Raw genomic sequence first — 25,393 nt, forward strand, 5'->3', positions numbered from 1 at the left:
CTTTGCATGGCTTATAGCGCATTTCATGAGCACAAACCCACCCAATCTACGCCCTGATCTTGCCCCCAAAGCAAAAATCAGCAACCCGTCCCGCCCCGGCCAGCCAACCATTGGCATGGTATCGCTTGGCTGCCCCAAGGCTTTGGTCGATTCCGAACGGATTTTGACCCGTCTGCGCGCCGAAGGCTATGGCGTGTCGCCAGATTATGCCGGTGCCGACGCGGTGATCGTGAACACCTGCGGCTTCCTTGATTCTGCCAAGGCCGAGAGCCTCGAGGCGATTGGCGAGGCGCTCAAGGAAAATGGCCGCGTGATTGTGACGGGGTGTCTGGGTGCCGAACCCGATTACATCCGCGAACACCATCCGCGCATTCTGGCCGTCACCGGCCCGCATCAATACGAACAGGTGCTGGATGCCGTGCACGCCGCCGTGCCGCCGTCGCCAGACCCGTTCATTGACCTGCTGCCCGCCCAAGCCGTCAGCCTGACGCCGCGCCACTACAGCTATCTGAAAATCTCCGAAGGCTGTAACCACAAGTGCAAGTTCTGCATTATCCCCGACATGCGCGGCCGCCTGCAATCGCGCCCCGCCCATGCGATCATGCGCGAGGCTGAAAAGCTGGTGCAAAGCGGCGTGAAAGAACTGTTGGTGATCTCGCAGGATACCTCGGCTTACGGGGTTGATATCAAACATGCCGAAGATCGCGGCCACCGCGCCCATATCACCGATCTGGCGCGTGATCTGGGCTCGCTTGGCGCGTGGGTGCGGCTGCACTACGTCTATCCCTATCCGCATGTGCGCAACCTGATCCCGCTGATGGCCGAAGGGCTGGTGCTGCCCTATCTGGATATCCCCTTCCAGCACGCGCATCCTGATGTTCTAAAACGGATGGCGCGCCCTGCTGCGGCTGCCAAAACGCTCGACGAAATCGCCGCCTGGCGCGACACCTGTCCCGATATCACCCTGCGCTCGACCTTTATCGTGGGCTATCCCGGCGAGACGGAGGCCGAATTCCAGACCCTGCTGGATTGGCTGGACGAGGCGCAGTTGGACCGCGTGGGGTGTTTCCAATATGAAAACGTCGATGGTGCGCGGTCAAATGCGTTGCCGGATCACGTGGCCGATGAGGTCAAACAAGACCGCTGGAACCGGTTTATGGAGAAAGCGCAGGCGATTTCCGAGGCCAAGCTGGAGGCCAAGGTCGGTCGCCGCATGGATGTGATCATCGACGAGATCGACGGCGATGCTGCAACCTGCCGTACCAAGGCCGACGCGCCCGAGATCGACGGGAACCTGTTCATCGACGAAGGCTTTGAGGGGTTGTCGGTGGGCGACATCGTCACGGTCGAGGTCGAGGAAGCGGGCGAGTATGATCTATGGGGGCGGGTTGTTTGAGGGGGCAGCACGCTCTCTGAAACAATGCCGCGATTTGCCGGACAAGACCCCGATGTATCGGGCAAGCCGCCGCCGGCTTTCAGTGCTGCCCGTCAGGCATTCAGCCCGATCACGATGATGCCGATTGTCATGAGAACGGCAGCGCCTAAACGGCGTTTCCAATTGCCCTCTTTCAGGATGATGAAGCCGATAAGCGTTGCGAAAATAACGGATGTTTCACGCAGCGCTGAAACGGCCCCCAAAGGCGCAAAGTTTTTGGCGTAAAGCACCAGACCATAGGCGGTGATCGAAACCATGCCGCCTGCAATGCCCACAAGCCAGACCTTCATCGGCAGCCGGGCCAGCGTGTCGCGTTTGCGCCATCCGATAAAGCCCGCAATGAACAGATGCAAAAATGCGCCCCACGCCCAATAGCTCAGGGTGTTGCCTGAAATCCGGACGCCGACACCGTCAACGAGCGAATAGACCGAGATAAAGAACCCCGTCCCCAGTGAAAAAAGCAGGGCCGTCTTGCCAATGCCTGACCGCAGAGCGACCCAATTGCTGAGGATAATTCCGGCGGCGATCAGCCCGATCCCGGCCAAAACGGCCCAGGACAGGACTTCGCCCAGCAAAAGATATGCCCAAAGCGACACAAGCACCGGCACGATCCCGCGTGCAATCGGGTAGACGACGCTTAGATCGCCATGTTGGTAGGCACGCCCCAGCAGGTAGAAATATCCGAAATGCACGATCGTAGACATCGCGATATAGGGCGCGCTTTGCAGATTTGGCAGGGGCAGTAAAAGCACCATCACCAGCCCCGGAATGACGTGCCCTAGTGCCACAAGGCCAAGGGTGGTTGTCCGGTCGGCGGCTGTCTTTACGATGGCATTCCAGACCGCATGAAGTATGGCCGCCGACAGGATGATTGCAATAATGAAGGGCGACATCTGGGTCTTTCGGGGCTGGGCGCAGGAGGGGGCGGGCCGTGATCGGTTCCGTTTGACGAACATTTACAGAAAATACCGACTTGGCAAGCCGCGCATGCCGCAGCCGATCTGCCCGAACCCATTGTCAAAGAAACACTCTTTCCACCGGCACGCTTTTTAAGGCTAATGGGGCAACCGGATCAAAAGGGAGTGGCGTCATGGGCAGCACCAAAAACGTTCTGTTTATCGTTATCGACCAATTGCGCGCCGATTGTGTGTTTGGCCCGATGGCAGACCATATCGACATCCCCAACCTGCGCGCGCTGATGGCGGATGCGGTGACCTTTCAGCGCCATTTTTCGGTCGTGTCGCCCTGTGGGCCTTCGCGGGCCTCTTTGTTGACGGGGCAATATGCGATGAACCACCGGTCGGTGCGCAATGGCACGCCGCTGCGCCATGACGTGCCCAATGTCGCAACCGAAATGCGAAAATCGGGCTATGTTCCGATGCTGTTCGGGTACACGGATACCTCGCAAGACCCGCGCGTATTTCCCGCCAATGATCCGGCGATGCACAGCTATGAATACCCGATGAACGGGTTTCAGGAAGCCGTCGAAATGCGGTTTGAAATGTCGTACCCGTGGCGGTCGCATTTGATGGCGCAGGGTTATGAATTCGACACCTATCAAGACGTGTTTCGGCCTGTTTCGCCGACGGGCGGGGTGCCGAGGATCAATGATCCGGCGCTTTATTCCCATGCCGACAGTGACACTGCGTTTCTGACCGACCGGTTTCTTGCGACCATGCCCGCCTATCACGATCAGGACTGGTTCGCGCATCTGACCTATATCCGGCCCCATCCGCCGCTCGTGGCTCCTGCACCCTATAACGACATGTACGACGCTGGCAGTATCCCTTTGCCCATACGTCACGCCGATCCTGCAACCGAAATCGCGCAGCACCCGTTCTTTGACCCGACGATTGCGCAGAAAACACCGGCGGGGAATGTCGTGGGCTTTCCCGATCTGGACCCTTCCGACGAAAACATCCAAACCTTGCGCGCGATTTATTTCGGGCTGATCACCGAAGTGGATGCGCATATCGGGCGGGTGGTGCAGTTTCTGAAAGACAGCGGCCAATATGAAGACACCTTGCTGATCGTCACCGCAGATCACGGTGAAATGTTGGGCGACCGTCATTGCTGGAGCAAATTCACCCCGCATGACGCGGCCTTTCATACGCCCTTGATCATCCGCCAGCCGGGCAATGCGGATCGTGCCGGTGCTGTCGTGACAACCCCGGTCGAGACGATAGACATCACGCCCACGATCCTCGATTGGGTGGGCCAAGATATTCCCAATTCCATGGATGGCAGATCGCTGTTGCCGTTGTTGGCGGGAAAGACACCCGCCGATTGGCGGCGCTATTCGTTTTCGGAACTCGACTTTTCAGAACCCGAAACCCCAACCCTGTGGGAGCAATCCTTGGGGACGGGGCCAAGTGAGTCATCTTTGTCGATCCTGCGCGAAGACCGTTTTACCCTTGTTACGTTCGCGGCCGATCTGCCGCCGATCCTCTATGACCATCACGGCGACGGAGAGGCCGAGAACGTCGCACATAAACCCGAATTCGCGGCGGAACTGTACCGGATGACCCGGTTGATGTTGCAGCACTGGATGAAGAACATGGACCACACATTGTCACTGGCCACGATCACAGACGCAGGGCCGCGCGTTCAAAAACGGTATAAAACGAGTGATTTAGAAAGCGGCTGACTGTTGGGTGAACCCCATGCGCCAAAGGCGGCATCGGGGGAAAGCAACCTGCTTTCGGGGTGGGGGGAATGGGCCGGACATGCCGGTTTTGGGCTGAAAATAGACGATTTTTGCGCGGTTAAACGGTCTCTTGCGCCAATCGACAACACTTTGGCCTGAATGGAAATTGTTGACAGGTGCCATAGAATAGCCGCTACTCTGGGTATCTGCTGGGAATTTTTCATGCCAAAAACATTGTGCGCGCCCTTAGATGTGGCATCGACCAATGCAAATCCAAGACAATTAACGACTGCCGTGAAGCGCCACGGCCAAATCGTTTGGCATGGGCTCCTGTCCGTCCAAACGCTTCGTTTTATATCGTTTATGCCTAATGCCAGGGCATTTCTTTCAAATCCAAAGATAATCTTACACCGATGCACAAAAACGGGGTGCGTTGCCGAAGGACCGTGTCACACCGTTTTTACATCCAACCCATAAAACCAACATAATGCGGCAAACGCATTGCAGGCGCAAAAGGGCACAAAGCCCAGCGGTCCGGAAAAGGATACGCACATCACGACCAACAAGGAGAGACGAATGAAGAAGGTACTTTTATCCAGCGCGGCGATGACGCTTATGGCGGGTGCTGCGATGGCGGCCTGTCCGGCTGTCACCGTTTCCGATCCGATGGGCGTCGCCGCTGGCGCATTTCCGCAGCAATATGAACTGGCCGAATTTCAAGGCCTGGCCGATTGCACCCTCGAGATGTCCGAGAACCCGGATATCGCCGCCCTGAACGGCCGCATTCGCGGCAACCCCGAAATGCCCGCACTGGCCGACCGTTTGCCGTCCGAGCCTTTGGTCGTCGCCCCCTATGACATGATCGGCAGCTATGGCGGGACGTTCAATGCCCTGTCCAACGCGACCGAGGCGGGCACATCCGACTTTATGTCGGTGCGCCACGTCAATCTGGTGCGCTATGCCGATGACCTGACCACCATCGTGCCCAACGTCGCAAAAAGCTGGTCATGGAATGACGACTATACCCAGCTGACATTTGTCCTGCGCGCAGGCCATAAATGGTCCGACGGCCAGCCCTTTGGTGCCGAGGATGTCGCGTTCTGGTACGAGAACCTTGCGCTTGATCCCAAGGTGATCGAAAGCCCCAAGGATTACGTTCTTGCCGGTGGCGAGCCGATGAAGGTCGAGGTCATTGACCCGCTGACGGTGCGTTTCACCATGCCATCGCCCAAGCCCGGGTTTCTGGCCCATTTCGCCAACCACTATGCCCAAGGCTTTCAGCCCAAGCATTTCCTTGGCCAGTATCACCCGGCCATCAACCCCGACGCCGATACATTGGCACAATCGCTTGGGTTTGAAGGCGGCTATGACCTGATCAAAGCCTATTACGGCAGCTCTGACTGGATGGACACGCCAACACCGATGCTGGCACATCCCGACAAGGTCGCAAACCTGCCGCTGGATGCAGCACCGACATTGGAAAGCCACATCGTGATTTCCGAGACGACCGAGGGCCGTCAATTCGTGGCGAACCCCTATTACTACATGGTCGATACAGCCGGCCATCAACTGCCCTATATCAACGAAATGGACGAAATCTTTGTCGGCGAAAGCGAAGTGCGTCTGCTCAAGCTAGTGAACGGCGAAGTGGATTATAAAGCGCAGGCTTTGCAAATCGACTACGTCCCGCTGTTGATGGAAAACCAAGAGAAAGCCGGCTTTACCGTCGATCTGAAACCCGACATCACCATGCCGACTTTTGCGTTCAACGTGACGTCTGAAGATCTGGAAAAACGCAAGGTGTTCGGCGATCTGAAGTTCCGTCAGGCCATGTCTGTGGCAATGAACCGCGACGAAATCAACGAAGTCGCGATGTTCGGTCTGGGTACGCCGCAGCAATATGTCGGCTTTTCGCCCACGCCCGGCTTTGTCACACCGGAATGGGAACAGCATTACGCGCAGTTCGATCCTGAAATGGCAAAATCGCTGCTGGATGAAATCGGCGTTGTCGATGTTGACGGCGACGGTATGCGCGAATTGCCAAATGGCGATCCTTTGATCCTGAACCTGCAAGTCGCAACGCAAGGGATATCGATCAAGATTGTTGAACTTGTCGGCCAAAGCTGGCGCGATGTGGGGGTCAACAACACGGTCAAGGAAGTGACATCGGATGAATACCGGTCCTCGCAATCGTCCAACCAGCTGGATGTGACGCTTTGGGAGAAATCGGTACCTTTGGCCGTTGTCTTGGGGAACGCGGAAATCTTTATTCCGCCCTATGACAACTATTTCAACATGCGCACGGCGATGCTGTGGGGCGAATATGTTGACTCAAATGGCGCATCCGGTGTTGAGCCGCCCGCCTATGCCAAGCAGATGATGGAAGACGTCAAAGCGTTTCAGGCAACGCCCGTTGGCACCCCTGAATCGGATGCCTTGGGTCTGAAACTGGTCGAGGCAATGACCGGCAACCTGCTCTTCATCGGTACGGTGAAAGAGCAAAAGCCGATCTACCACTCCAATGCGCTCAAGAACTTCCCCGAGTTCAAGACAGCGTCCTATGCCTATTACCGGACCTACCCTTACCGTCCGTCGCAGTGGTTCTTTGACGAGTAATCATCGCTTGTTGAAATGAACCGGGTTGCGGGCCAGCGTTGTTGGCCCGCAACCTTTATAACAGCGAACCCAAATGGGTCGTCATCTGCTGCGGGGCAAAAACATTCATGGTGCAATTTTTAAGGTTTGCGTTCATCCGCTTGGTGCTTGCGTTTATCACGCTGTGCCTTGTGTCCTTTATCGTTTTTTCCCTGATGGAAATGGTCCCGGGCGATTGTGCAGAACGCTATCTGGCGTTCAAAAACAGCCAGGGCGCGCAGATTTCGATCGCTGACATCGAGGCAGAGCGCGTGCGCCTTGGTCTGGACCGCCCCTTTCTGGAACGTTGGACCGGCTGGATATTCAACGCTTTCCAAGGCGAATTTGGCGACAGTTGCATCTTGCGCCTGAACATCAATCAACTCTTGGGTCAGAAGGTCTGGTTGAGCATCGGCATCTGCCTTGGCTCCCTTTTGCTGGCCTATATCATCGCGATCCCTGTTGGGATCATCGCCGCCACATCGCGCAACCCGTTTCTAAACAACGGGCTGCGTCTGGTCAGCTATCTGGGTCTGGCATTGCCGAACTTCTTGCTGGCGCTGATGATCATGTTGTTTTCAACGGTGATGTTCGGCGACAGTTTGACGGGGCTGTTTTCACCCCAGTACCGCGATGCACCGTGGGACGCCGCCAAGGTCAGGGATTTCCTGAGCCACGTCTGGCTGCCGGTCTTTATCCTTGGCTGGTCGGCCACGGCATTCGCGATCCAGACGGTGCGCGCGCTGATGTCGGACGAGATCAGCAAGCTTTATGTCACCGCCGCTGCGGCGCGCGGGGTGTCGGGCCGCCGCTTGTTGCTGCGCTACCCTGCACGCCACGCGCTAAGCCCGATCATCAATTCGCTGGGGTTCGACTTGAACCGCATCTTTAACGAACTGCCCATCGTGGCCCTGATCCTGACCCTGACCGAGGCGGGGTCGCTGCTGATCGAGGCATTGGCGCGATCGAACGATCAACAGCTTGCAGGCGCGATCATCTTTTTCCTGACGGGCAGCATCGTGGCCATCAACTTTATCACGGACATCGTGTTGGCCTTGGTCGATCCGCGCATCCGCCGCAGCATATTGGGGTAATGAAAATGGCAGATACCAATAGCTATGACGCCGCGATCGACCAAACCGCCAAGGATGCCTATTTTACGGCGTCCCAAGGGCAATTGATCTGGACCCGTTTCAAGAAACAAAAAGCGGCGATGGTCGCGGCTTGGGTGTTGGTGGTGTTGATCCTGTCGGGGATATTTGCGCCGTTCCTAACGCCTTATGACCCGACCATCGCGGGCCGCGACAAAGACTATCTGAACGGTGCCCCCACCGTCCCGCATTTCTGCGATGACAACGGATGTTCGTTCCGGCCGTTCATTTACGCGTTAGAGCGTGAGCGATCGATCAAAACGAACTTCAGGTGGGTCACGACCGTCAACAAAGACAAACGGCATTACCTGAAATTCTTTGTCGAAGGGTCCGAATATTCCTTGTTCTTCATGACCTTCAACACCCATCTGTTTGGCGTGGACGAAGGGTACATCCACCTGTTCGGGACCGATTCAACCGGCAAGGACATCTTTTCGCGCACGTTCCATGCCATCAACACATCGCTTGCGGTGGGGACCATCGGGGTGCTGATCGCCTTTGTGCTTGCCTTGGTGATCGGGGGCATATCGGGGTTCTATGGGGGCTGGGCGGATTCCGTCATTCAAATGGCGACCGATGCCGTGCGTACCATTCCGGCGATCCCGCTGTTCATGGCGCTGGCCGCCTTTATCCCCGACACCTGGAGCGCGGAGGAAAGGTTTTTCTTCATCTCGATCATCTTGGGCTTTATCGGCTGGCCCACATTGGCGCGGCGCGTACGCACCCACATCCTGACCGAACGTAATCAGGAATATGTGCTGGCCGCGCGGCTCTGCGGGGCCTCCAGCGGGCATGTCATCCGCAAACATCTGCTGCCCAGTTTTACCAGCTACATCATCGTCGATCTGGTCATTTCCTTTCCGTATATGGTGCTGTCCGAAACCGCGCTCAGCTTTATCGGGCTTGGCCTCAAGGACCCTGTCAATTCGCTGGGTGTCATGTTGCAAAACGTCACCAGCGCCGATGTTTTGCTGAATTATCAATGGTATTTCATTCCGGTGGTGTTTTTCATCATCCTTGTGATGGCATTTGTGTTTGTGGGGGACGGGTTGCGCGATGCGGCTGATCCGTATGGGGATACCAAGAAATGAGCCGACTGATCGACGTTGAAAACCTGACCTTGCAATTCGACACAGACGAAGGCCGCATCACCGCTGTCGATAACGTGTCCTTCAGCCTTGAGGCGGGCGAGGTCATGGGGCTGGTCGGCGAAAGCGGGTCGGGTAAATCCGTGACCGCCAAGTCGCTGATGAAGCTGAACCCCGGCAATGCGGTCTATGGCCCCGACAGCAAGATCACCTTGCATCTGGATGACGGCCCGGTGGATGTGTTGTCGTTGAAAACCGACCGCGAGATGAAGATCGTGCGCGGCGGGGCGATATCGCTGATCTTTCAGGAACCGATGGCCAGTTTCGCGCCTGCGATCTCTATCGGGGACCAGATGGTGGAACAGCTTTTGATCCACACGAATTTCTCCAAGGCGCAGGCCAAGGAGGTGTCGATCGAGATGCTGGACCGCGTTGGCATTTCCGACCCTTCCACACGCTTTGGTCAATATGCGTTCGAACTGTCCGGCGGGATGCGGCAGCGCGCGATGATCGCGATGGCACTGTCGACCAAGCCCAAGCTGCTGATCGCGGACGAACCCACAACGGCGCTGGACGTGACCATTCAGGCGCAGGTCATTGACCTGATGAAGGACCTCGTGTCAGAATTTGGCATGGGGATCGTCTTTATCACCCATGATCTGGGGGTGATTGCGCAGACCGCTGACAAGGTGGCGGTGATGTATCTGGGCCGTTTGGTCGAACAGGGCACCGTGCGGGATGTGATCCGCAAACCTGCGCATCCCTACACCCGCGGGCTGCTGGCTGCCTTGCCAACACTTGATGATATTGACGCACCGCTCACGCCTATCCCCGGCGATATTCCCTCGCCGTTGGAACGCCCTTCGGGCTGCGTCTATCACACCCGCTGCCAAGAGGTGATCGGCCCGCGCTGTGCCGCGCAGGTGCCCGCGTTTCACAACGTCGATGCGGATCACTTTGCCGCCTGCCATCTCTATGATCCGCAAGAGGGGACGACATGACCAACAAACCCTTGATCGCAGCCAAGGGCCTGTCGGTCCACTATGCCTTGCGTGGCAAATTGATCGGCCCGAAACCCTATGTCGGTGCCGTCGAAAACGTCGATATCGAAATCGCGCCGGGCAGCTTTTTCGGGCTGGTTGGCGAATCCGGTTCCGGCAAGACAACATTGGGCCGCGCCATGCTGCGCGCGGCACCGATCAGCCGGGGCGACGTGGTGTTTGACGATGGCGAAGTCGCCTATTCGCTCAAAAAGCTCGGCAAGAAAGAGCTGAAAGACTACCGCAAACGCGCACAACTGATCTTTCAGGATCCCTATGCCGCGCTCAGCCCCCGCATGACCGTGCGCGACATCATCGCCGAACCGCTCGAGGTGATGGGCCTGACCCGCAACCGCGCTGAGACCGACGCGCGGGTTCGCGAAATCGCCGCCAAATGCCGGTTGAACGTCGAACACCTGCGCCGGTTTCCCCATGCGTTTTCAGGTGGTCAGCGCCAGCGTATTTCCATCGCGCGCGCCCTGGTGTCCGGTCCCAAGTTTATCGTGGCCGATGAAAGCGTCGCGGCGTTGGATGTGTCCATTCAGGCGGATGTTTTGAACCTGCTCAAGGCGATCCAGCAGGATATGGGGCTGACATTCCTGTTCATCAGCCACGACCTAAGCGTCGTCGCGCATGTCTGCGATCATGTGGCCGTCATGTATCTGGGTCGCATTGTCGAAACCGCGCCGACGCGCACGCTGTTTTCGGGGCCGCGCCATCCCTATACCAAGGCATTGCTGTCGGCGATCCCGTCGCTGGACCCCGATGACCGGGGCAAGGCGCAAAAGCTTGAGGGGGAAATCCCGTCGCCCACCAACCCGCCGCCAGGCTGCAAGTTTCAAACCCGCTGCCCCGTGGCGATTGACCGGTGCCGCGTGGAGGAACCGACGTTGGAAGCCGCAGGCATCGAACACAAGGTCGCCTGCCATCGCTGGCAGGAACTGGCTGACTAACTGCATGTGGAGTGGTTCAGCGGTGGATCAGGGCAAAAAACCGAACCACCGCCGCTGACCCGTTTCAGGTCTTCTTTTTATCGTTGACGATGTTCATCGACGCGACACCGCTTTGCCCCAGATCGACAGATGCAAACGGCCCGCCGTGGCACATTTCGCCGGGGTCTTTCAGGTCTGCCGGTGCTGCATTCGCCAGAATGGTCTCGGCGAATTGTTCGGCGTTGTCTTTGGGGCGGTACCCCAGAAACGAGGCTTTGGCATTGTCGACCGGTGCGCGGTCGTTGTTTGACACACCGTAAACCACGCTGAACCCGACCGACGGCGTGTCGATGGCGCGGGTAACAAGCTGGATCAGGTCATCATAAGACAGCCAAGACCCCAAGGCGCGCGGGTTATTGACCTGTGCGCAGCTCAGGATGCGCAGGCAAACCGCCTCTAGGCCGCGCTTGTCCCAATACATGCTGGCAAGGTCTTCGCTGAAACATTTGGCCAGACCGTAGAACGTATCGGGCTTGTGGGGCGCATCAATGCCGATGAAATCCGCCTTTTTATGCATCCCGACCGCATGGATCGACGACGCGTAAACAACGCGCTGCAACCCGTGCCGATAGGCGGCTTCCCAGATGTTATAGGAGCCGACAAAATTCGGGCCCAGCAATTCTTCGAACGGTTTTTCATCCACGATGGCACCGAAATGGACAACCATATCAGCGCCTTCCAAAAGCGGCGCAATCTGGTCGTAGACCGCGATGTCGGCTTGGGCGAAACGTTCGTTCGGGTACAAGGTGCCGATATCATCCGCGATATCGGTGCTGATCAACTCCTCGCACATCTTCGACAAAGGTTCGCGCAGATAAGACCCAAGACGCCCCGCAGCGCCGGTCAAAACCAATTTCTTCAACATTCGTCGTCTCCTTGTTTTTCTTTAGATGATGGCCTGTTCGATCATCTTGCTTTGTGACTCTATCCGGGCGTAATCAAAAGGCGTCAAATCGAGGCTGCGATATTCCCCATAGGCAATCAGTTCAGCAATCCCGCGCCCGATCGCAGGGGATTGTTGCAAGCCATGCCCGGAAAAGCCGTTCATGAATATGAAATTCCCGACCTCGTTATGGGCCCCCAGAATCGCGTTCTGGTCCAGTGTATTATAGGCATAATGCCCGACCCATTCATTGATCACCTTGACCCGTTCAAACTGGGGTATGCGGGTGGCAACGGCTGGCCAGACCTTGTTTTCCCACAGGCTGTGATCAAACCCGAAATCGTCATAGGCAACGGCCGGATCATCGTCAGGCGGCGATCCTGCCATGTAATATTTGCCCTCGCTGCGAACATGGATGCCGGACGGGTCAATCGTCAGTGGCAGATCACGGTCCAACGGGTCGGCGGCATCAAAGACAAAGGTATAGCGTTTGCGCGGCTCAACGGGCAGGGAAACCCCTGCCATCTGCGCAGTGGCAAGGGCGCGGGGGCCTGATGCGTTCACCACGGTGCCGCAGGCAACAATGCTGCCGGATTTCAGCGTGACGGATGTGACCGATTTGCCGTCGGGTGATTTGGTCATCGCGACGACCTCGTCATGGATAAACGCCACCCCGCCGCGTTTGGCCTTTCGTTTGAACCAGTCAAACATCGTGCCGCCGTCGAAATAGCCTTCGTCGATCAGGTTGTGGTTGCCCGCCAGAATATCGTCCAGCTGATAGAACGGATAGGCGGCGGCAATCTCGTCACGGGTTAGATGTTTTGTGCCTGCGCCAAGAGACGCCTGTATTTGCTGGTTGCGCAAAAGGGTCTGGGCGAACTCGGGATCATCGGCAAGATACATGTAGCCAAAGCTTTGCAGCGCAAGATGCGGTACCTCCGGATCGTTGCCCATGAAGGCGCGGAAGTTCTTGATGAACTTTGCGCCGAATTGCGACACCTTGATGTTGATCGCAGAACTGAACTGTTGCCGGATGCAACTGTTCGTGTGGCTTGTTGACGCGAATTGATATGTGGGGTCACGTTCAATCACCAGAACGGTCCCGTCAAAGCCCGAAGTCTGCGTCAGCCACCACGCAAGGGATGATCCAAATATCGCACCGCCCACAATCACCACGTCATAGGACGAACGCAAATGGGTCATATCAAGGGCCTTTCATGGGTGGTGTTTCGCTTGAGGGTAAGCATCTGCCAATATCGACCCTATTTGTAAGACAGCCGCAATAGAAATTAGGTTGCACCGCATGACCATGGTATCAAACTGGCTGACAGTATTTTCATTGGAAAAATCCATGCCAAACTTTAGTTAGTTGATTACGCTTTAGTATCCTTTCGATCTATTGGAGAACGGACCCGTGCACATGGACCGGAACGAAATTGAAAACCTTATCGCGCGGGTAGCACTTCGGGATCGCGCGGCGTTTGAGCAGCTTTATGATCGTGTTTCCGCGAAACTTTTTGGGGTATGCCTGCGTGTGTTGAACAAGCGCGCTGCAGCAGAGGATGCGATGCAGGATACTTTTGTAAAGATTTGGAAAAACGCAGACCGGTATAATGCCAACGGGTTAAGCCCGATGACATGGCTGATCACGATTGCGCGCAACACGGCCATCGATCGGCTAAGGGCACGCAAAAAGGGCCATCAGGATATTGATACCCCCGGTTTTGAACTGGTTGCCCCCGGTCCCAACCCCGAACAAGCCGCCGTCGCATCGTCAGAGGCGCTGCGTCTGTCAGGCTGCCTCGACACGCTTGAGCAAGACCGCGGCAATGCCATTCGGGGCGCTTATCTGGATGGTGAAACCTATGCCGATCTTGCGGACCGTTTTGGCGTGCCGCTGAACACAATGCGCACATGGCTGCGCCGAGGATTAATCGCCCTGCGGGAGTGTATGAGCCAATGACCGATCAAACAGAGTTTCCCGACAATGACGACATTCATGCCGCAGAGCTGGTATTGGGGCTTGCCTCGGATGATGATCGGACTGCGGGACGTCGGCGGATGGCCACGGACCCGACCTTTGCCGCCCATGTCGTGTTCTGGCAAGAGCGTCTGGCGGCGATGGCCGATAGCATTGATCCGGTTGCCCCGCCTGCAAGGTTGAAACAGCGGATGCTTGCGCAGGTGTTCCCGGCCAAGCGGGTTTCCATCCTTGAGCGGGTGTGGCTCTGGCAGGGGATCAGTGTGGCTGCCCTTCTGTTTGCGGGCTATCTGGGCGTTCAGCTGTTGACGATCAATACGCAACCGAACCAACAACCGGCAGTTCTGGCCGCGCAATTGGTGAGCGACACAGGCCCCTTGCAAGTTTTGGCCGTGATTGAACCGGTAAGCCATGAAATTGCGCTGCGGCGGATCGCAGGCGAGGCCCGGGCGGATAGATCGTTGGAACTGTGGGCCATTCTGCCCGGACAGGCCCCTATTTCGCTTGGGGTGTTGCCTGACAGTGAAACCGCGCGCATTTTGGTGCCGGCCGCGCTACGCAGTCAGGCGGCGCAGTTTACATTGGCGATCACGGATGAACCTTTGGGCGGCTCACCGACGGGCGGGCCAACGGGTGATGTCTTGGCCGCGGGGCCCATGACAACGCTGTGATGGCCTGATGTCAGGAAATGATTGTTGGCGGGGATGGGCGACCTGGCGGCCATCCAGACAATGCGGATAAAACTGTTTGTTTTTTGGTCAGCCGTGGCAACGCTTTGTCATCCAACTTTGTGAATAAAGAAGCGGCAGCATGTTTGGCGTTCATGGATGCTGCAACGTGGTGTTTTCGATCGTATCTGTGCCGCCTGCAAACGGGGGCATCGATCGGTGGGAAAGCGGGTTCAGACCGGTGCAACGTTAATGAGTTTTAAGTATAACGGAACTCTTTGCCGCTTGAGTAAGTTTAATCAGTGTAAGCGCATGGCGCATGGTAACGAGTATCTGCTGAACGACCCTGATATTCAGGGCGTTCGGCAGCTCAATTCTTCCAAGAATGATCCAGTCGAAAGGGGCCTCCCATGAAACGTAGGAATTTTATAAAGTTTGGCAGTGTTGTTGCGGCTGCATCTCCGTTTGCTTTCGTCGGGGCCGCGCAGGCGGCTAACGTGGCAAAAGGTGATTTCGAGGTGAGCTTTACCCCCGAACAATGGCGTGCGCGCCTGGACCCTGCTGCTTACGACGTGCTTCGCGAAGCGGGGACGGAGCGGGCTTTTTCCAGCCCTCTGAACGACGAAAAACGCGCTGGGACATTTCAATGCAAAGGCTGCGACCAACCTGTCTACAGCTCCGAGACAAAATTCGACAGTGGAACCGGCTGGCCCAGCTTCTATGCACCATTGGAAAATGCCGTTGCCACGATGGAAGACCGCCGCCTGTTTTCAGTGCGCACCGAGGTGCATTGCGACCGCTGCGGCGGGCATCTGGGCCATGTGTTCGATGACGGGCCAAAACCGACAGGCCAGCGGCACTGCATCAACGGCGTCGCACTGACGTTTAAGCCAGCTGTTTAAACACATAAGCCGCATGATCGACCGCTAGGTCAATGTCACCATATCTTCGGGCCGCCTGTAAAGGGCGGCCCGTCTTGGTTAACAATCTGGGCAAAAACCCAAACCGTTCCTTGGTTTAAACAAACAGCATTTCAGGTTCCACGCGGTTTCGCCCGCAAGGTCGGGTCGGCTTGTGTCGGGTCTTCGGGCCACGGGTGGCGCGGATAGCGGGCGCGCATGTCTTTGCGGACATCGGCGTATGATCCTGTCCAGAACCCCGGCAGATCCGTGGTCACCTGAACCGGGCGCTGGGCGGGGGACAGCAAGGTGATTTGCAGCGGTTGGCCGGCGATCATCGGGTGGCGGGTGACACCGAACACCTCTTGCAGGCGCAACGATATCTGCGGCTGCGCGCCGTCATAATCAATTGCCAGCTTGCGCCCCAGAGGGGTGGTGAAATGCGCCGGTGCTGCCTTGTCCAGCATTTGTTGTTCATCCCACGACAGCCGCGCCACAAGCGCCGGATGCAGATCAAACCCCTTCCAGTCGCCGGTGCTGCGGACATTGGTCAGATGCGGCAGCAGCCAGTCCTCCAGCGTCGCCATCAGATGCGCCTCTGAGAAATCGGGGAAATCGCTGCCCATCAACCGGGCACGGGCAAGGAACAGTTTCGCGGCCTTACCGGGCATTAACCCAAGCTGCCGCACACCGTCCAGCATCGCCAGCGCGATTTCATCGGGGCTGGCGTCTGACCACGCACGATCATCCAGCACCAAGGCACCGAACCGTTCTTGTTGCCGCGTCAGAACCCGCCCTTCGCGGCGGGACCAGATGCAAACATCATGCCAGCCGATCTGTTCGGGAAATGTTGCCCGTAAATCCGCGTCAGACAGGCGCACGGCCTGACGGATGCGCGCCTCGCGGGGGTCACCGTCCAGATCGGTCGCAACCAGCAACCGCTCGCTGGCCATCGGGTCGCCATCAGGCATCACCGCCCCCTTTCCGCCTGACATCACAAAACGCGGGCTGTCGCCCTTGCGGCGCAAGGCTACACGGTCGGGATAGGCCAGCGCGGCAAGCACGCCCAATGTGTCAGGCCCGTCGGTTTTCTGACCCCGCGCAAGGCGCTTGGCCTCTTGGCGGATGCGGGCGAGGGTGGCGTGGTTGACCTCTCCCAAGGTGCGTTTGCCTGCAACGGCGTCCATGCGCAGCGACAGATCAACGGGGGCACCGCGCAGCGGGTCACGCTCCGCCAGAATGGCAGCAAGCGTCGGCGCGCTGCGCCCGCCTTTGGCCACCATATGCGCCAGTCTGGGATGCAAGGGCAGCTTTGCCAGGGCGCGCCCGTGTTCGGTGATCCGCGCGTTACCATCCAAGGCCCCCAGCATCTGCAACACAGCTTGGGCCTCTGCCAGACGGCCTTCGTGGGGCGGGGTGACGAAGCCCAGATCAGTGGCCTGAGCCCCCCAGATCGCAAGCTCCAGCGCAAAGGATGACAAATCGCCAACCTCGATCTCGGCGGGAGGAAAGGCGGCCAACGCGCCTTCCTCTCCCTTCGTCCACAGCTTGTAGGCCACCCCTTCGCTGGTTCGGCCCGCGCGACCCGCCCTTTGGGTGGCCTCGGCCCGCGTGACGCGATCCGTCACCAACCGTGACATGCCCGATGCTGGGTCAAACCGGGCACGCCGCGCCTTGCCACCATCCACGACGATCTGGATGCCTTCGATGGTTAAAGACGTCTCGGCGATCGAGGTCGCAAGAACGATCTTCCGCCCTGTTTCCGCCGGCGCAATGGCGGCCCGCTGCGCCTTGAATTCCATCGCACCAAACAAAGGGGCCAAGGTGCAGTCTGACGGTATGCGGTCCCTTAATGCGGCCTCGACCCGGCGGATTTCGCCTTCGCCGGGCAGGAACACCAACGCCGACCCCGGAGAGGTATGCAGCGCATGGATCACCAGATCGGCAACAGCCTGTTCGAACCATTGTTTGCCGGTCGGCCGGTCCAGCCAATGCGATGTCACAGGAAAACTGCGCCCCTCAGAGGTGACAATCGGGGCCTCCATCAAGGCCGCAACGGGGGCTGCATCCAGGGTGGCAGACATGGCCACCAACAGCAGATCGTCGCGCAACGCGCCCGCCACCTCAAGACACAGCGCCAGCCCGAGATCGGCGTTCAGCGACCGTTCGTGGAATTCGTCAAAGATCACGGCACCGACACCGGGCAAATCGGGGTCCTGCTGCAACATGCGGGTCAGAATGCCTTCGGTCACCACCTCGATACGGGTCTGGGCGCTGATGGCGGATGCCCCGCGCACGCGAAAGCCGACCGTCTGGCCGACATCCTGCCCCAGGGTGGCCGACATCCGTTCGGCAGCCGCCCGCGCGGCAAGGCGGCGGGGTTCCAGCATGATGATTTTGCCCTTGGTCAGGCCCGCATCCAGCATTGCCAAAGGAACGCGCGTGGTTTTACCGGCACCGGGCGGGGCTTGCAAAACGACACGGCCGGACGCGCGCAGGGCGTCAATCACCTGCGGCATCACATCATCAATAGGAAGGTCATAGGCCATGCGTCAGCTTATGGGACAAATGGCTTGCGCCGCCAACCCTTGCGTTGGTCTGGACATTTGCGCCGCATCGCTTGAAAGATGCAGGCCAAGGCATGGGGACGGCGCATGAATATTGATGAATTGGCCAAGGGTATCATTGCAGGCGAACGGCGGGCATTGGCACGGGGGATCACGCTGGTCGAATCCTCCCGCGAGGACCACCGCGCGCAGGCCACAGCCCTTTTGGCCGCGTTGCCCAAAGACCGCGAAGCCCTGCGGATCGGTTTGTCGGGCACACCGGGGGTTGGCAAATCAACCTTTATCGAAAGCTTTGGCATGATGCTGATCGGGCGCGGATTGCGCGTGGCGGTTCTGGCGATCGATCCGTCCTCGTCGCGGTCGGGCGGCTCTATTCTGGGGGACAAGACCCGCATGGATCTGCTGTCGCGCGAAAAGGCCGCGTTTATTCGCCCGTCGCCCAGCCAGACCCATCTGGGTGGCGTGGCCCGCCGCACCCGTGAGGCGGTCAGCCTGTGCGAGGCCGCAGGTTTTGATGTGGTGTTGATTGAAACGGTGGGGGTCGGACAATCTGAAACCGTTGTGGCGGAAATGTCCGATCTGTTCTTGCTGCTTTTGGCCCCAGCCGGGGGGGACGAATTGCAAGGCGTGAAACGCGGGATCATGGAAATGGCGGACATCATCGTGGTCAACAAGGCCGACGGGGATCTGAAACCCGCAGCTTCGCGGACATGTGCGGATTACGCAGGGGCGTTGCGGTTGATGCGAAAGCGGCCCCAGGACCCTGATGGTTTCCCCAAAGCGATGATGGTGTCTGCGCTGCAAGAAGACGGATTGGCCGAGACATGGGACGAGGTCCAGAAGTTGATCGAATGGCGCCGCGCCAACGGATTTTGGCAAGGCACGCGTGCGTCGCAGGCGCGATACTGGTTCGAACAATCGGTGAAGCAGGAATTACTGGCCCAGCTTGAAACCCCAAAGGCGAAAGCCGCGCTCAAGGTTCTGGGCGACCGCGTGGCAGAGGGGCTTGAAGACCCGACAAAGGCCGCTCAGGATTTCGTTATGCAGCTCGACCGTTAGGATCGCGGCGGAATTTTTGAAAAATTCCGGCACGATTTTTTTACAAAAAATCGGCACCGGACGAAAGGGCAGGGGCTATCTGGCGGCTTTGGGATGGGCGCTGTTGTAGACTTCCATCAAACGCGCCGTATCGACCGCAGTATAGGCTTGGGTGGTCGACAGAGATGCGTGACCCAACAGCTCCTGAATGGCACGCAGATCGCCGCCCGCGTCCAGCAGATGGGTGGCAAAGCTATGGCGCATGGCGTGTGGCGTCGCTGTTGCGGGCAGCCCCAGTTGCATCCGCGCATCCATCATTACCTGTGAAATCGCCCGCGCTGCCAACGGGCCGCCCCGCATCGCCTTGAACAGGGGGGCGTCGCGTTCCTGTGGAAAGGGGCAGGCGCGCAGATAGGCGTCTACGGCGTCTTTGGCGGCTGGCAACACCGGAACAACCCGTTCCTTGCCGCCCTTACCGACAATGCGTAACACATCCGGCAACGGTGCGTCAGCGCCCTTTAGGCCAAGCGCCTCTGATATGCGCAGCCCGCAGCCCCACAGCAGGGTCAGCACGGCCACATCGCGCGCAGCCACCCATGCATGGCGCGATTGCAATTCAACGCAGTCGATCATCGCTTTGGCGGCATCCACAGCCAAGGGGCGGGGGAGCTTTTTGGAAAATTTTGGGGACCGTGTCGATAGAACGGCGGTGGGCTCGAATCCCTCGCGTTCGGCCAGCCACCGATAGAAGGCTTTGACCGATGACAGCTTGCGCGCCAAAGACCGCGGCCCGACATCCGGCCCGCGTGTTTTGGCCATCCAGCTGCGCATGTCCGAGATGGTCAGCCTGGCCAATGCGCCCAAGCCCTGACTGTCGCCCTTGTGCAAGGTCATGAACGCCAGAAAATCGATCACGTCGCCTTGATAGGCGGTGATTGTATTTTCGGCGGCACCTTTCAGGGCACGTTGGTGGTCAAGCCAGGTTTGCAGCGCATCCCGCGCGGCGGGGCTGATCAGAAGAGCATTTACACCCGTGCTCAAGACAACCAGCGGCGCATCGCCCGCTCGAACACGCCGGTGAAAAAGCCCAACAGGTCTGTGCCTTGTTGCGGCCCGAACATATGCGGGTCTTCCGACCCCAGAATAAGCAGACCGGGCAGGCGGCCATCGCCAAAGTTCAGTTTCAGGCAGGCTTCGGATCTGATCCAGTCGGCGTTATCGCCATAAACGCTTGCGGGGCTGTCCTGAACGCCGCGCAGGGTCACCTGACGCACGTTGCCGCCGCGCCCGGAGGTGAGATAATCATCGATAAAGCCGGGTTCAGCCACGTTCAGTACATCGCCCAGTCGCTTTACCGCCGGATCATTGTCGTTCTGGACAGATTCCAGAACCAGCCTGACGGCATCGACCCGCAGGATGTCAGCAACATCGCCGCCCAGATCGCGCAAGAATGTTTCGAACTCGACAGGGTCAAGCATCCGCAGAATGGCGCGGTGAATTTGATTGGTGCCCGCCAGATTTTCATAGGCAGCGGCGATGACATTACGATGGGTGTCTTCCAGCCGGTCCAGGCGTGTTTCCAGCCGGTCCATCGCGATTCCGCGTAGATCGACGATATTGCCGCCCATCGCACGTTCGTTGGCGGCGATCAGGGCCTGCATCACGTCATTGTCGTCAAGGATGACATCTGGCTGCGAAATGATCGCTTCCCGAAGGGAATCTTCGATTTTGTGGCTACTGCTCATGCTCGTCTCGTTTTTATTTTTTAATGCAATAACACGCGGGAATCCCAAAATCTGCTTTTTTCTTTCGGCAACGCGCCGGTTTTTTCGCAGATTGATGTTTTTCGGCCCCGTGCGCCAATGCAACTTTGGCGTTGATAGGGTCATTGCGGTGTCGAATGAGGGCAGAATCAGGGGACCAAAGAAAGCCGGAGCTCCAGACCGCACCGTCATTCAGCCGGATTTTCCTGCCAGACCCGGGCATGTAGCGTGCGATGCCCAAGAACAGCGCACGCCAGAATGTTTTACAAAATCTTCTGACCGGTCTTGGCCCAGTCGGCCATGAACTGCTCAAGACCTTTGTCGGTCAGCGGGTGCGTGGCCAGCTTTTTGATCACTTCTGGTGGGGCGGTCATCACGTCGGAACCGATACGCGCGGCTTCCAGAACGTGGTTCACCGTGCGGATCGATGCGGCCAGAATTTCAGTATCGAAACCGTAGTTGTCATAGATGATGCGGATATCCTGGATCAGTTCCATGCCATCAAGGTTGATGTCATCCAAACGACCGATGAACGGAGAGATGAATGTCGCGCCGGCTTTGGCCGCGATCAACGCCTGATTTGCCGAGAAGCAAAGCGTCACGTTCACCATCTTGCCTTCGCCCGACAGAACCTTACAGGCCTTCAGGCCGTCCCATGTCAGGGGCAGTTTGACAACGATGTTTTCCGCGATCTCGGCCAGCTTGCGGCCTTCGGCGATCATGTCGTCTGCCTTGAGGGCGACAACTTCGGCCGACACGGGGCCGTCTACCAGATCACAAATCTCTTTTGTGACTTCCAGAATGTTACGGCCCGATTTCAGGATCAGCGACGGGTTGGTTGTAACCCCGTCGACCATGCCCAGATCGTTCAGTTCTGCAATCGCGTCGATTTCAGCTGTATCTACAAAGAATTTCATATTGCTTCCTTCCGGTTGGAATAGGGTGGCCTAATGGCTATGTCTGTTGCCACACGCTTTAGCGCATGATCCGCGCTGCTGAAACCCTAATTCCCGTAACCCAAGGCCGGAGCCGCTGGTGACATCCCCTGAATTCTTTCACCAAGGTGATTTGGTCGCCGTTCTGACAACCCAACCCTTGGGTCGCGCCCTTGATTACAAGGCCCCCGAAGGCGGCTGCCATCTGGGGGCGTTTGTCGAGGTGCCGCTGGGCCCGCGCAAAGTTCTGGGTGTTGTCTGGGGCGCGGGGCAGGGCGATTACGAATTGTCGAAAATCCGGTCCGTCATACGCGTGATGGACGCCGCCCCCATGCGCGAGGAGTTGCGCGCGTTCCTGAGCAGGGCCGCCGCCTATACGCTGACGCCGATGCCCGCGATGTTGCGGCTGGCCACCCGCGCGCCGGGGCTGGGCGACCCGCCCTCGATGCGCAAGATTTACCGGCGCGGCACGGCGGAGCCCGACCGCATGACAGATGCCCGGCGTCGGGTGCTGGAAACCCTGGCGGAATACGGTGATCTGTCCTTTACCCTCAAGGAGCTGGCCGAGATGGCCGGGGTGACGTCATCGGTGATCAAGGGATTGGTTGCGCAAGATGCCGTGGTTGAACAGGACAGCCCCCGCGATGTGCCGTTTTTGCGGATGGACCCAAGCCTGCCCAGCAAAGAGCTGACACAGGATCAGTCGGATGCGTCGGCGCTGCTGGCCAAAGGGGTCCACTCAGGCAAATACGGCACGACATTGCTGCGCGGTGTGACGGGGTCGGGCAAGACCGAAGTCTATCTTGAGGCCGTGGCCGCCGCGCTGAAAGCCGGACGTCAGGCGCTGGTGCTGCTGCCCGAGATCGCGCTGACCGAACAGTTCCTCCACCGGGTCGAAGCACGGTTTGGCGCAAAGCCTGCCGAATGGCATTCAGGGGCCACCATGACCGAACGCCGCCGCATCTGGCGCATGGTCGGGCAGGGGCAGGCACAAGTGGTGATCGGTGCGCGGTCGGCGCTGTTCTTGCCGTTCCAGAATCTGGGGCTGATCGTCGTGGATGAAGAACACGACACCTCCTATAAGCAAGAAGAAGGCGTGCTGTACAATGCCCGCGACATGGCGGTGCTGCGCGCATCAATCTGCGGGGCGCAGGTGGTTCTGGCCTCGGCCACGCCCAGTCTGGAAAGCTGGGCCAATGCCGAGGCGGGTAAATACACGCGGGTCGAGCTGACCTCGCGATTCGGGCCTGCCGTCATGCCGGAAATGGGCGCAATCGACATGCGCGCTGAAGGATTGCCAAGCGACAAATGGGTGTCACCGACTTTGCGTGCAGAGGTCGACAAACGACTGGAGCGCGGCGAGCAGGCGATGTTGTTCATCAACCGCCGCGGCTATGCGCCCGTGACGTTGTGTCGGGCCTGCGGGCACCAGATCGCTTGCGATCATTGTGATGCGCGCATGGTCGAACACCGGTTCCTCAAGCGACTGGTCTGCCATCAATGCGGCGAAAGCAAACCGATGCCCGATGCCTGCCCGTCCTGCGAGGTCGAAGGCAAGTTGGCCGCCGTGGGGCCGGGGGTCGAACGGTTGGGCGAAGAGGCCGCCGAGCTGTGGCCGGACGCACGGGTCGCCACGCTGAGTTCGGACATGTACGGATCGGCCCGCGCCCTGAAGGCCGAGATCGCGGGCATTGCCGAGGGGGCCGCAGACATCATCATCGGGACGCAACTGGTCGCCAAGGGCCATAACTTTCCGAACCTGACATTGGTGGGGGTGATTGACGCGGATCTTGGGCTGATGGGGTCGGACCTGCGCGCCGCCGAGCGTACCTTTCAACTGATGCGGCAGGTCGCAGGGCGTGCCGGACGCGCCGAGGCACCGGGGGCCGCGATGTTGCAGACCTACCAGCCCGACCATCCGGTGATCCGCGCCATTCTGGCGGGCGAGGAAGAAGCCTTTTGGAAGGCCGAGGCGGCAGAGCGGCGGCAGGCCGGTGTGCCACCCTACGGGCGCATGGCGGGGATCATTCTGAGCGGGCCGGATGTGGCTGCGCTGTTTGATGCGGGCAACCAACTGGCGCGGCAGGACGGGCCGCTGCGTGCGGTTGGTGCGCAGGTTTACGGCCCCGCCCCCGCGCCGATTGCACGGGTGCGCGGGCGTCACCGCGTGCGGTTGCTGGTCAAGGCAGACAAGTCGGTGCCCCTGCAAGAGGCGCTGGCCAGATGGGTCGGGCAGGTGCGTTTGAAGGGGGATGTACGGATTGCCGTCGATATTGACCCGCAAAGTTTTTACTGAGTCTTTATTGGTTTTGCCTGACCGGCAAAACATGCCTTCGGCGAGGATTTATTTCCATTTGGAAGAGGCGGCGGGATTTCATTGCACCGCCTTCGTTTGATTTGACCTCGTCAAGGTTGGGAATGGGGCGTAAAGGATTTGCCATGACCCAATTTGTGACCCTTGAGGATGCCAAGCATCAACCGTTTTGGCGCCGCCCGGTGGCGTTGTTGTTCCTGATGGCTTTGGCCATGCCGGTGGCGTTCAATACGTGGTCGGCGTTGCTGAATAACTTTGTGATCGAGGTCGCGAATTTTGACGGCTCGGATATCGGGCTGTTGCATACGGTGCGCGAGATTCCGGGGTTTCTGGCTGTTGGTGTGATTGCGATCATCATCTTTGTGCGCGAGCAGGTCCTGGGATTGGTGTCGCTGGTTTTGCTGGGGGCGGCCACGGCTGTCACGGCCTGGTTCCCGTCAATGGGCGGCATTTTGACGATCACCATGCTCAGCTCGATCGGGTTTCATTATTACGAGACGGTGAACCAGTCGTTGCAGTTGCAATGGCTCAAGATTGAAGATGCGCCGCGGATGATCGGCTGGTTGATGGCGGCGGGGTCTGCTGCGACTTTGGTGGCTTATCTGGCGATTATGGCGCTGTGGGACACGCTGTCGCTGTCCTATAACATCGTTTACATGATTGGCGGCAGTGTCACCGTGGTCGTCGCCTTGTTCGCGCTGTTTGCCTATCCGCAGTTCGAGGCACCGCATCCGCAGGTCAAAAAGATGGTGCTGCGCAAGCGGTATTGGCTGTATTATGCGTTGCAGTTCATGTCGGGCGCGCGGCGTCAGATATTCGTGGTGTTCGCGGGCTTCATGATGGTCGAACGGTTTGGCTTTGATGTGCATGAAATCACCCTGCTGTATTTGGTCAACCTGATCGCCAACATGATATTCGCGCCGCTTATGGGGCGGGCTGTCGGGTTTTTCGGGGAACGGCGGACGCTGTCGTTTGAATATGTCGGGCTGATCATGGTGTTTCTGGCCTATGGCGGCGTTTATTATCTGGGCTGGGGTGTGGTCGTGGCGGCGAGCCTGTATGTGATTGACCACATGTTTTTTGCGCTGGCGCTGGCCTTGAAAACCTATTTTCAGAAGATCGCCGATCCTGGTGATATCGCGCCCACTGCGGCGGTTGCCTTTACCATCAACCATATTGCGGCGGTGTTCCTGCCTGTCGGCCTTGGCCTGCTGTGGCTGGTGTCGCCCGCTGCGGTATTCGTGCTGGCCGCGGCGATGGCGGGGGTGTCGCTGATCCTGTCCTTGATGATCCCGCGCCACCCCATGCCGGGCAACGAGACGATATTTTCGCGACCACAGACCGTGGCCGCCCAATAG

General features: G+C 58.6%; 20 protein-coding genes. 13 read left to right on the plus strand and 7 right to left on the minus strand.

Annotated elements, in window-relative coordinates; genetic code table 11:
• Positions 1-25: 25 nt before the first annotated feature.
• Complete coding sequence (gene rimO, locus HGT1_RS01120) at positions 26-1,396, plus strand: 30S ribosomal protein S12 methylthiotransferase RimO (protein WP_176248134.1); 1,371 nt, start codon at positions 26-28, stop codon at positions 1,394-1,396.
• 92 nt (positions 1,397-1,488) lie between these two features.
• Here rimO and HGT1_RS01125 read toward each other — a convergent pair whose 3' ends face one another.
• The gene (locus tag HGT1_RS01125; RefSeq protein WP_176248135.1) at positions 1,489-2,328 is read right to left on the minus strand and encodes a DMT family transporter; all 840 of its coding nucleotides are present in this window, start codon (positions 2,326-2,328) and stop codon (positions 1,489-1,491) included.
• A gap of 197 nt (positions 2,329-2,525) precedes the next feature.
• Between HGT1_RS01125 and HGT1_RS01130 the strand changes: the two genes are divergently transcribed.
• The 6 genes from HGT1_RS01130 (at position 2,526) to HGT1_RS01155 (ending at position 10,948) form a co-directional block, all read left to right on the plus strand.
• Positions 2,526-4,082, plus strand: coding sequence for a sulfatase-like hydrolase/transferase (locus tag HGT1_RS01130; RefSeq protein WP_176248136.1), 1,557 nt, complete (start codon positions 2,526-2,528; stop codon positions 4,080-4,082).
• A gap of 576 nt (positions 4,083-4,658) precedes the next feature.
• Entirely contained in the window at positions 4,659-6,698 is a 2,040-nt protein-coding gene (locus HGT1_RS01135; protein WP_176248137.1) for an ABC transporter substrate-binding protein, read from the plus strand.
• A 107-nt stretch (positions 6,699-6,805) separates the two neighbouring features.
• Positions 6,806-7,810, plus strand: a complete 1,005-nt coding sequence (locus HGT1_RS01140; protein WP_176248138.1) for an ABC transporter permease — start codon at positions 6,806-6,808, stop codon at positions 7,808-7,810.
• Positions 7,811-7,815: 5 nt separating this feature from the next.
• Positions 7,816-8,958: an ABC transporter permease gene (locus HGT1_RS01145; RefSeq protein ID WP_176248139.1), complete on the plus strand. Its 1,143-nt coding sequence runs from the start codon at positions 7,816-7,818 to the stop codon at positions 8,956-8,958.
• A complete protein-coding gene (locus tag HGT1_RS01150) occupies positions 8,955-9,956 on the plus strand; it encodes an ABC transporter ATP-binding protein (protein ID WP_176248140.1) in 1,002 nt (333 codons plus the stop codon). Before HGT1_RS01145 ends, HGT1_RS01150 begins: the two co-directional genes overlap by 4 nt.
• Positions 9,953-10,948 carry an ABC transporter ATP-binding protein gene (locus tag HGT1_RS01155; RefSeq protein WP_176248141.1) on the plus strand — a complete coding sequence of 332 codons (996 nt, stop codon included), beginning with the start codon at positions 9,953-9,955 and terminating at the stop codon, positions 10,946-10,948. The genes HGT1_RS01150 and HGT1_RS01155 overlap by 4 nt, the downstream gene beginning before the upstream one ends.
• Positions 10,949-11,012: 64 nt before the next feature.
• On the opposite strand, the gene HGT1_RS01160 is transcribed toward HGT1_RS01155, so the two are convergent.
• Together HGT1_RS01160 and HGT1_RS01165 are read right to left on the minus strand one after the other, a co-directional pair.
• Positions 11,013-11,852 (minus strand): NAD(P)-dependent oxidoreductase, encoded by an 840-nt coding sequence (locus HGT1_RS01160; RefSeq protein ID WP_176248142.1) that lies wholly within the window; start codon positions 11,850-11,852, stop codon positions 11,013-11,015.
• A 21-nt stretch (positions 11,853-11,873) separates the two neighbouring features.
• Positions 11,874-13,073, minus strand: coding sequence for an FAD-binding oxidoreductase (locus HGT1_RS01165; RefSeq protein ID WP_176248143.1), 1,200 nt, complete (start codon positions 13,071-13,073; stop codon positions 11,874-11,876).
• Positions 13,074-13,290: 217 nt separating this feature from the next.
• Here HGT1_RS01165 and HGT1_RS01170 point away from each other — a divergent pair, with 217 nt between their 5' ends.
• From HGT1_RS01170 to msrB, 3 genes are all read left to right on the plus strand, one after another.
• Positions 13,291-13,833, plus strand: a complete 543-nt coding sequence (locus tag HGT1_RS01170) for a sigma-70 family RNA polymerase sigma factor (protein ID WP_176248144.1) — start codon at positions 13,291-13,293, stop codon at positions 13,831-13,833.
• Entirely contained in the window at positions 13,830-14,522 is a 693-nt protein-coding gene (locus HGT1_RS01175) for an anti-sigma factor domain-containing protein (protein ID WP_176248145.1), read from the plus strand. Before HGT1_RS01170 ends, HGT1_RS01175 begins: the two co-directional genes overlap by 4 nt.
• A 407-nt stretch (positions 14,523-14,929) precedes the next feature.
• Positions 14,930-15,421 (plus strand): peptide-methionine (R)-S-oxide reductase MsrB, encoded by a 492-nt coding sequence (gene msrB / locus HGT1_RS01180; protein ID WP_176248146.1) that lies wholly within the window; start codon positions 14,930-14,932, stop codon positions 15,419-15,421.
• 131 nt (positions 15,422-15,552) lie between these two features.
• Here the strand turns inward: msrB and hrpB are convergent, their stop codons facing one another.
• The gene (gene hrpB / locus HGT1_RS01185) at positions 15,553-17,967 is read right to left on the minus strand and encodes an ATP-dependent helicase HrpB (protein ID WP_176248147.1); all 2,415 of its coding nucleotides are present in this window, start codon (positions 17,965-17,967) and stop codon (positions 15,553-15,555) included.
• A gap of 105 nt (positions 17,968-18,072) precedes the next feature.
• On the opposite strand from hrpB, the gene meaB reads away from it, so the two are divergent.
• Positions 18,073-19,044 (plus strand): methylmalonyl Co-A mutase-associated GTPase MeaB, encoded by a 972-nt coding sequence (meaB, locus tag HGT1_RS01190; protein WP_176248148.1) that lies wholly within the window; start codon positions 18,073-18,075, stop codon positions 19,042-19,044.
• A gap of 75 nt (positions 19,045-19,119) precedes the next feature.
• Here the strand turns inward: meaB and HGT1_RS01195 are convergent, their stop codons facing one another.
• The 3 genes from HGT1_RS01195 to fsa form a co-directional block, all read right to left on the minus strand.
• Positions 19,120-20,064 carry a tyrosine recombinase XerC gene (locus HGT1_RS01195; protein WP_176248149.1) on the minus strand — a complete coding sequence of 315 codons (945 nt, stop codon included), beginning with the start codon at positions 20,062-20,064 and terminating at the stop codon, positions 19,120-19,122.
• Positions 20,061-20,768, minus strand: a complete 708-nt coding sequence (locus HGT1_RS01200; RefSeq protein WP_176248150.1) for a DUF484 family protein — start codon at positions 20,766-20,768, stop codon at positions 20,061-20,063. Before HGT1_RS01200 ends, HGT1_RS01195 begins: the two co-directional genes overlap by 4 nt.
• Before the next feature lie 281 nt (positions 20,769-21,049).
• Positions 21,050-21,703, minus strand: a complete 654-nt coding sequence (gene fsa / locus HGT1_RS01205) for a fructose-6-phosphate aldolase (RefSeq protein WP_176248151.1) — start codon at positions 21,701-21,703, stop codon at positions 21,050-21,052.
• Between the two features lie 118 nt (positions 21,704-21,821).
• On the opposite strand from fsa, the gene HGT1_RS01210 reads away from it, so the two are divergent.
• Together HGT1_RS01210 and HGT1_RS01215 are read left to right on the plus strand one after the other, a co-directional pair.
• The gene (locus tag HGT1_RS01210; RefSeq protein ID WP_176248152.1) at positions 21,822-24,017 is read left to right on the plus strand and encodes a primosomal protein N'; all 2,196 of its coding nucleotides are present in this window, start codon (positions 21,822-21,824) and stop codon (positions 24,015-24,017) included.
• A 143-nt stretch (positions 24,018-24,160) separates the two neighbouring features.
• The gene (locus HGT1_RS01215; protein WP_176248153.1) at positions 24,161-25,393 is read left to right on the plus strand and encodes an MFS transporter; all 1,233 of its coding nucleotides are present in this window, start codon (positions 24,161-24,163) and stop codon (positions 25,391-25,393) included.

The sequence above is a fragment of the Sulfitobacter sp. HGT1 genome (assembly GCF_013282155.1).
Classification (GTDB): Bacteria; Pseudomonadota; Alphaproteobacteria; order Rhodobacterales; family Rhodobacteraceae; genus Sulfitobacter.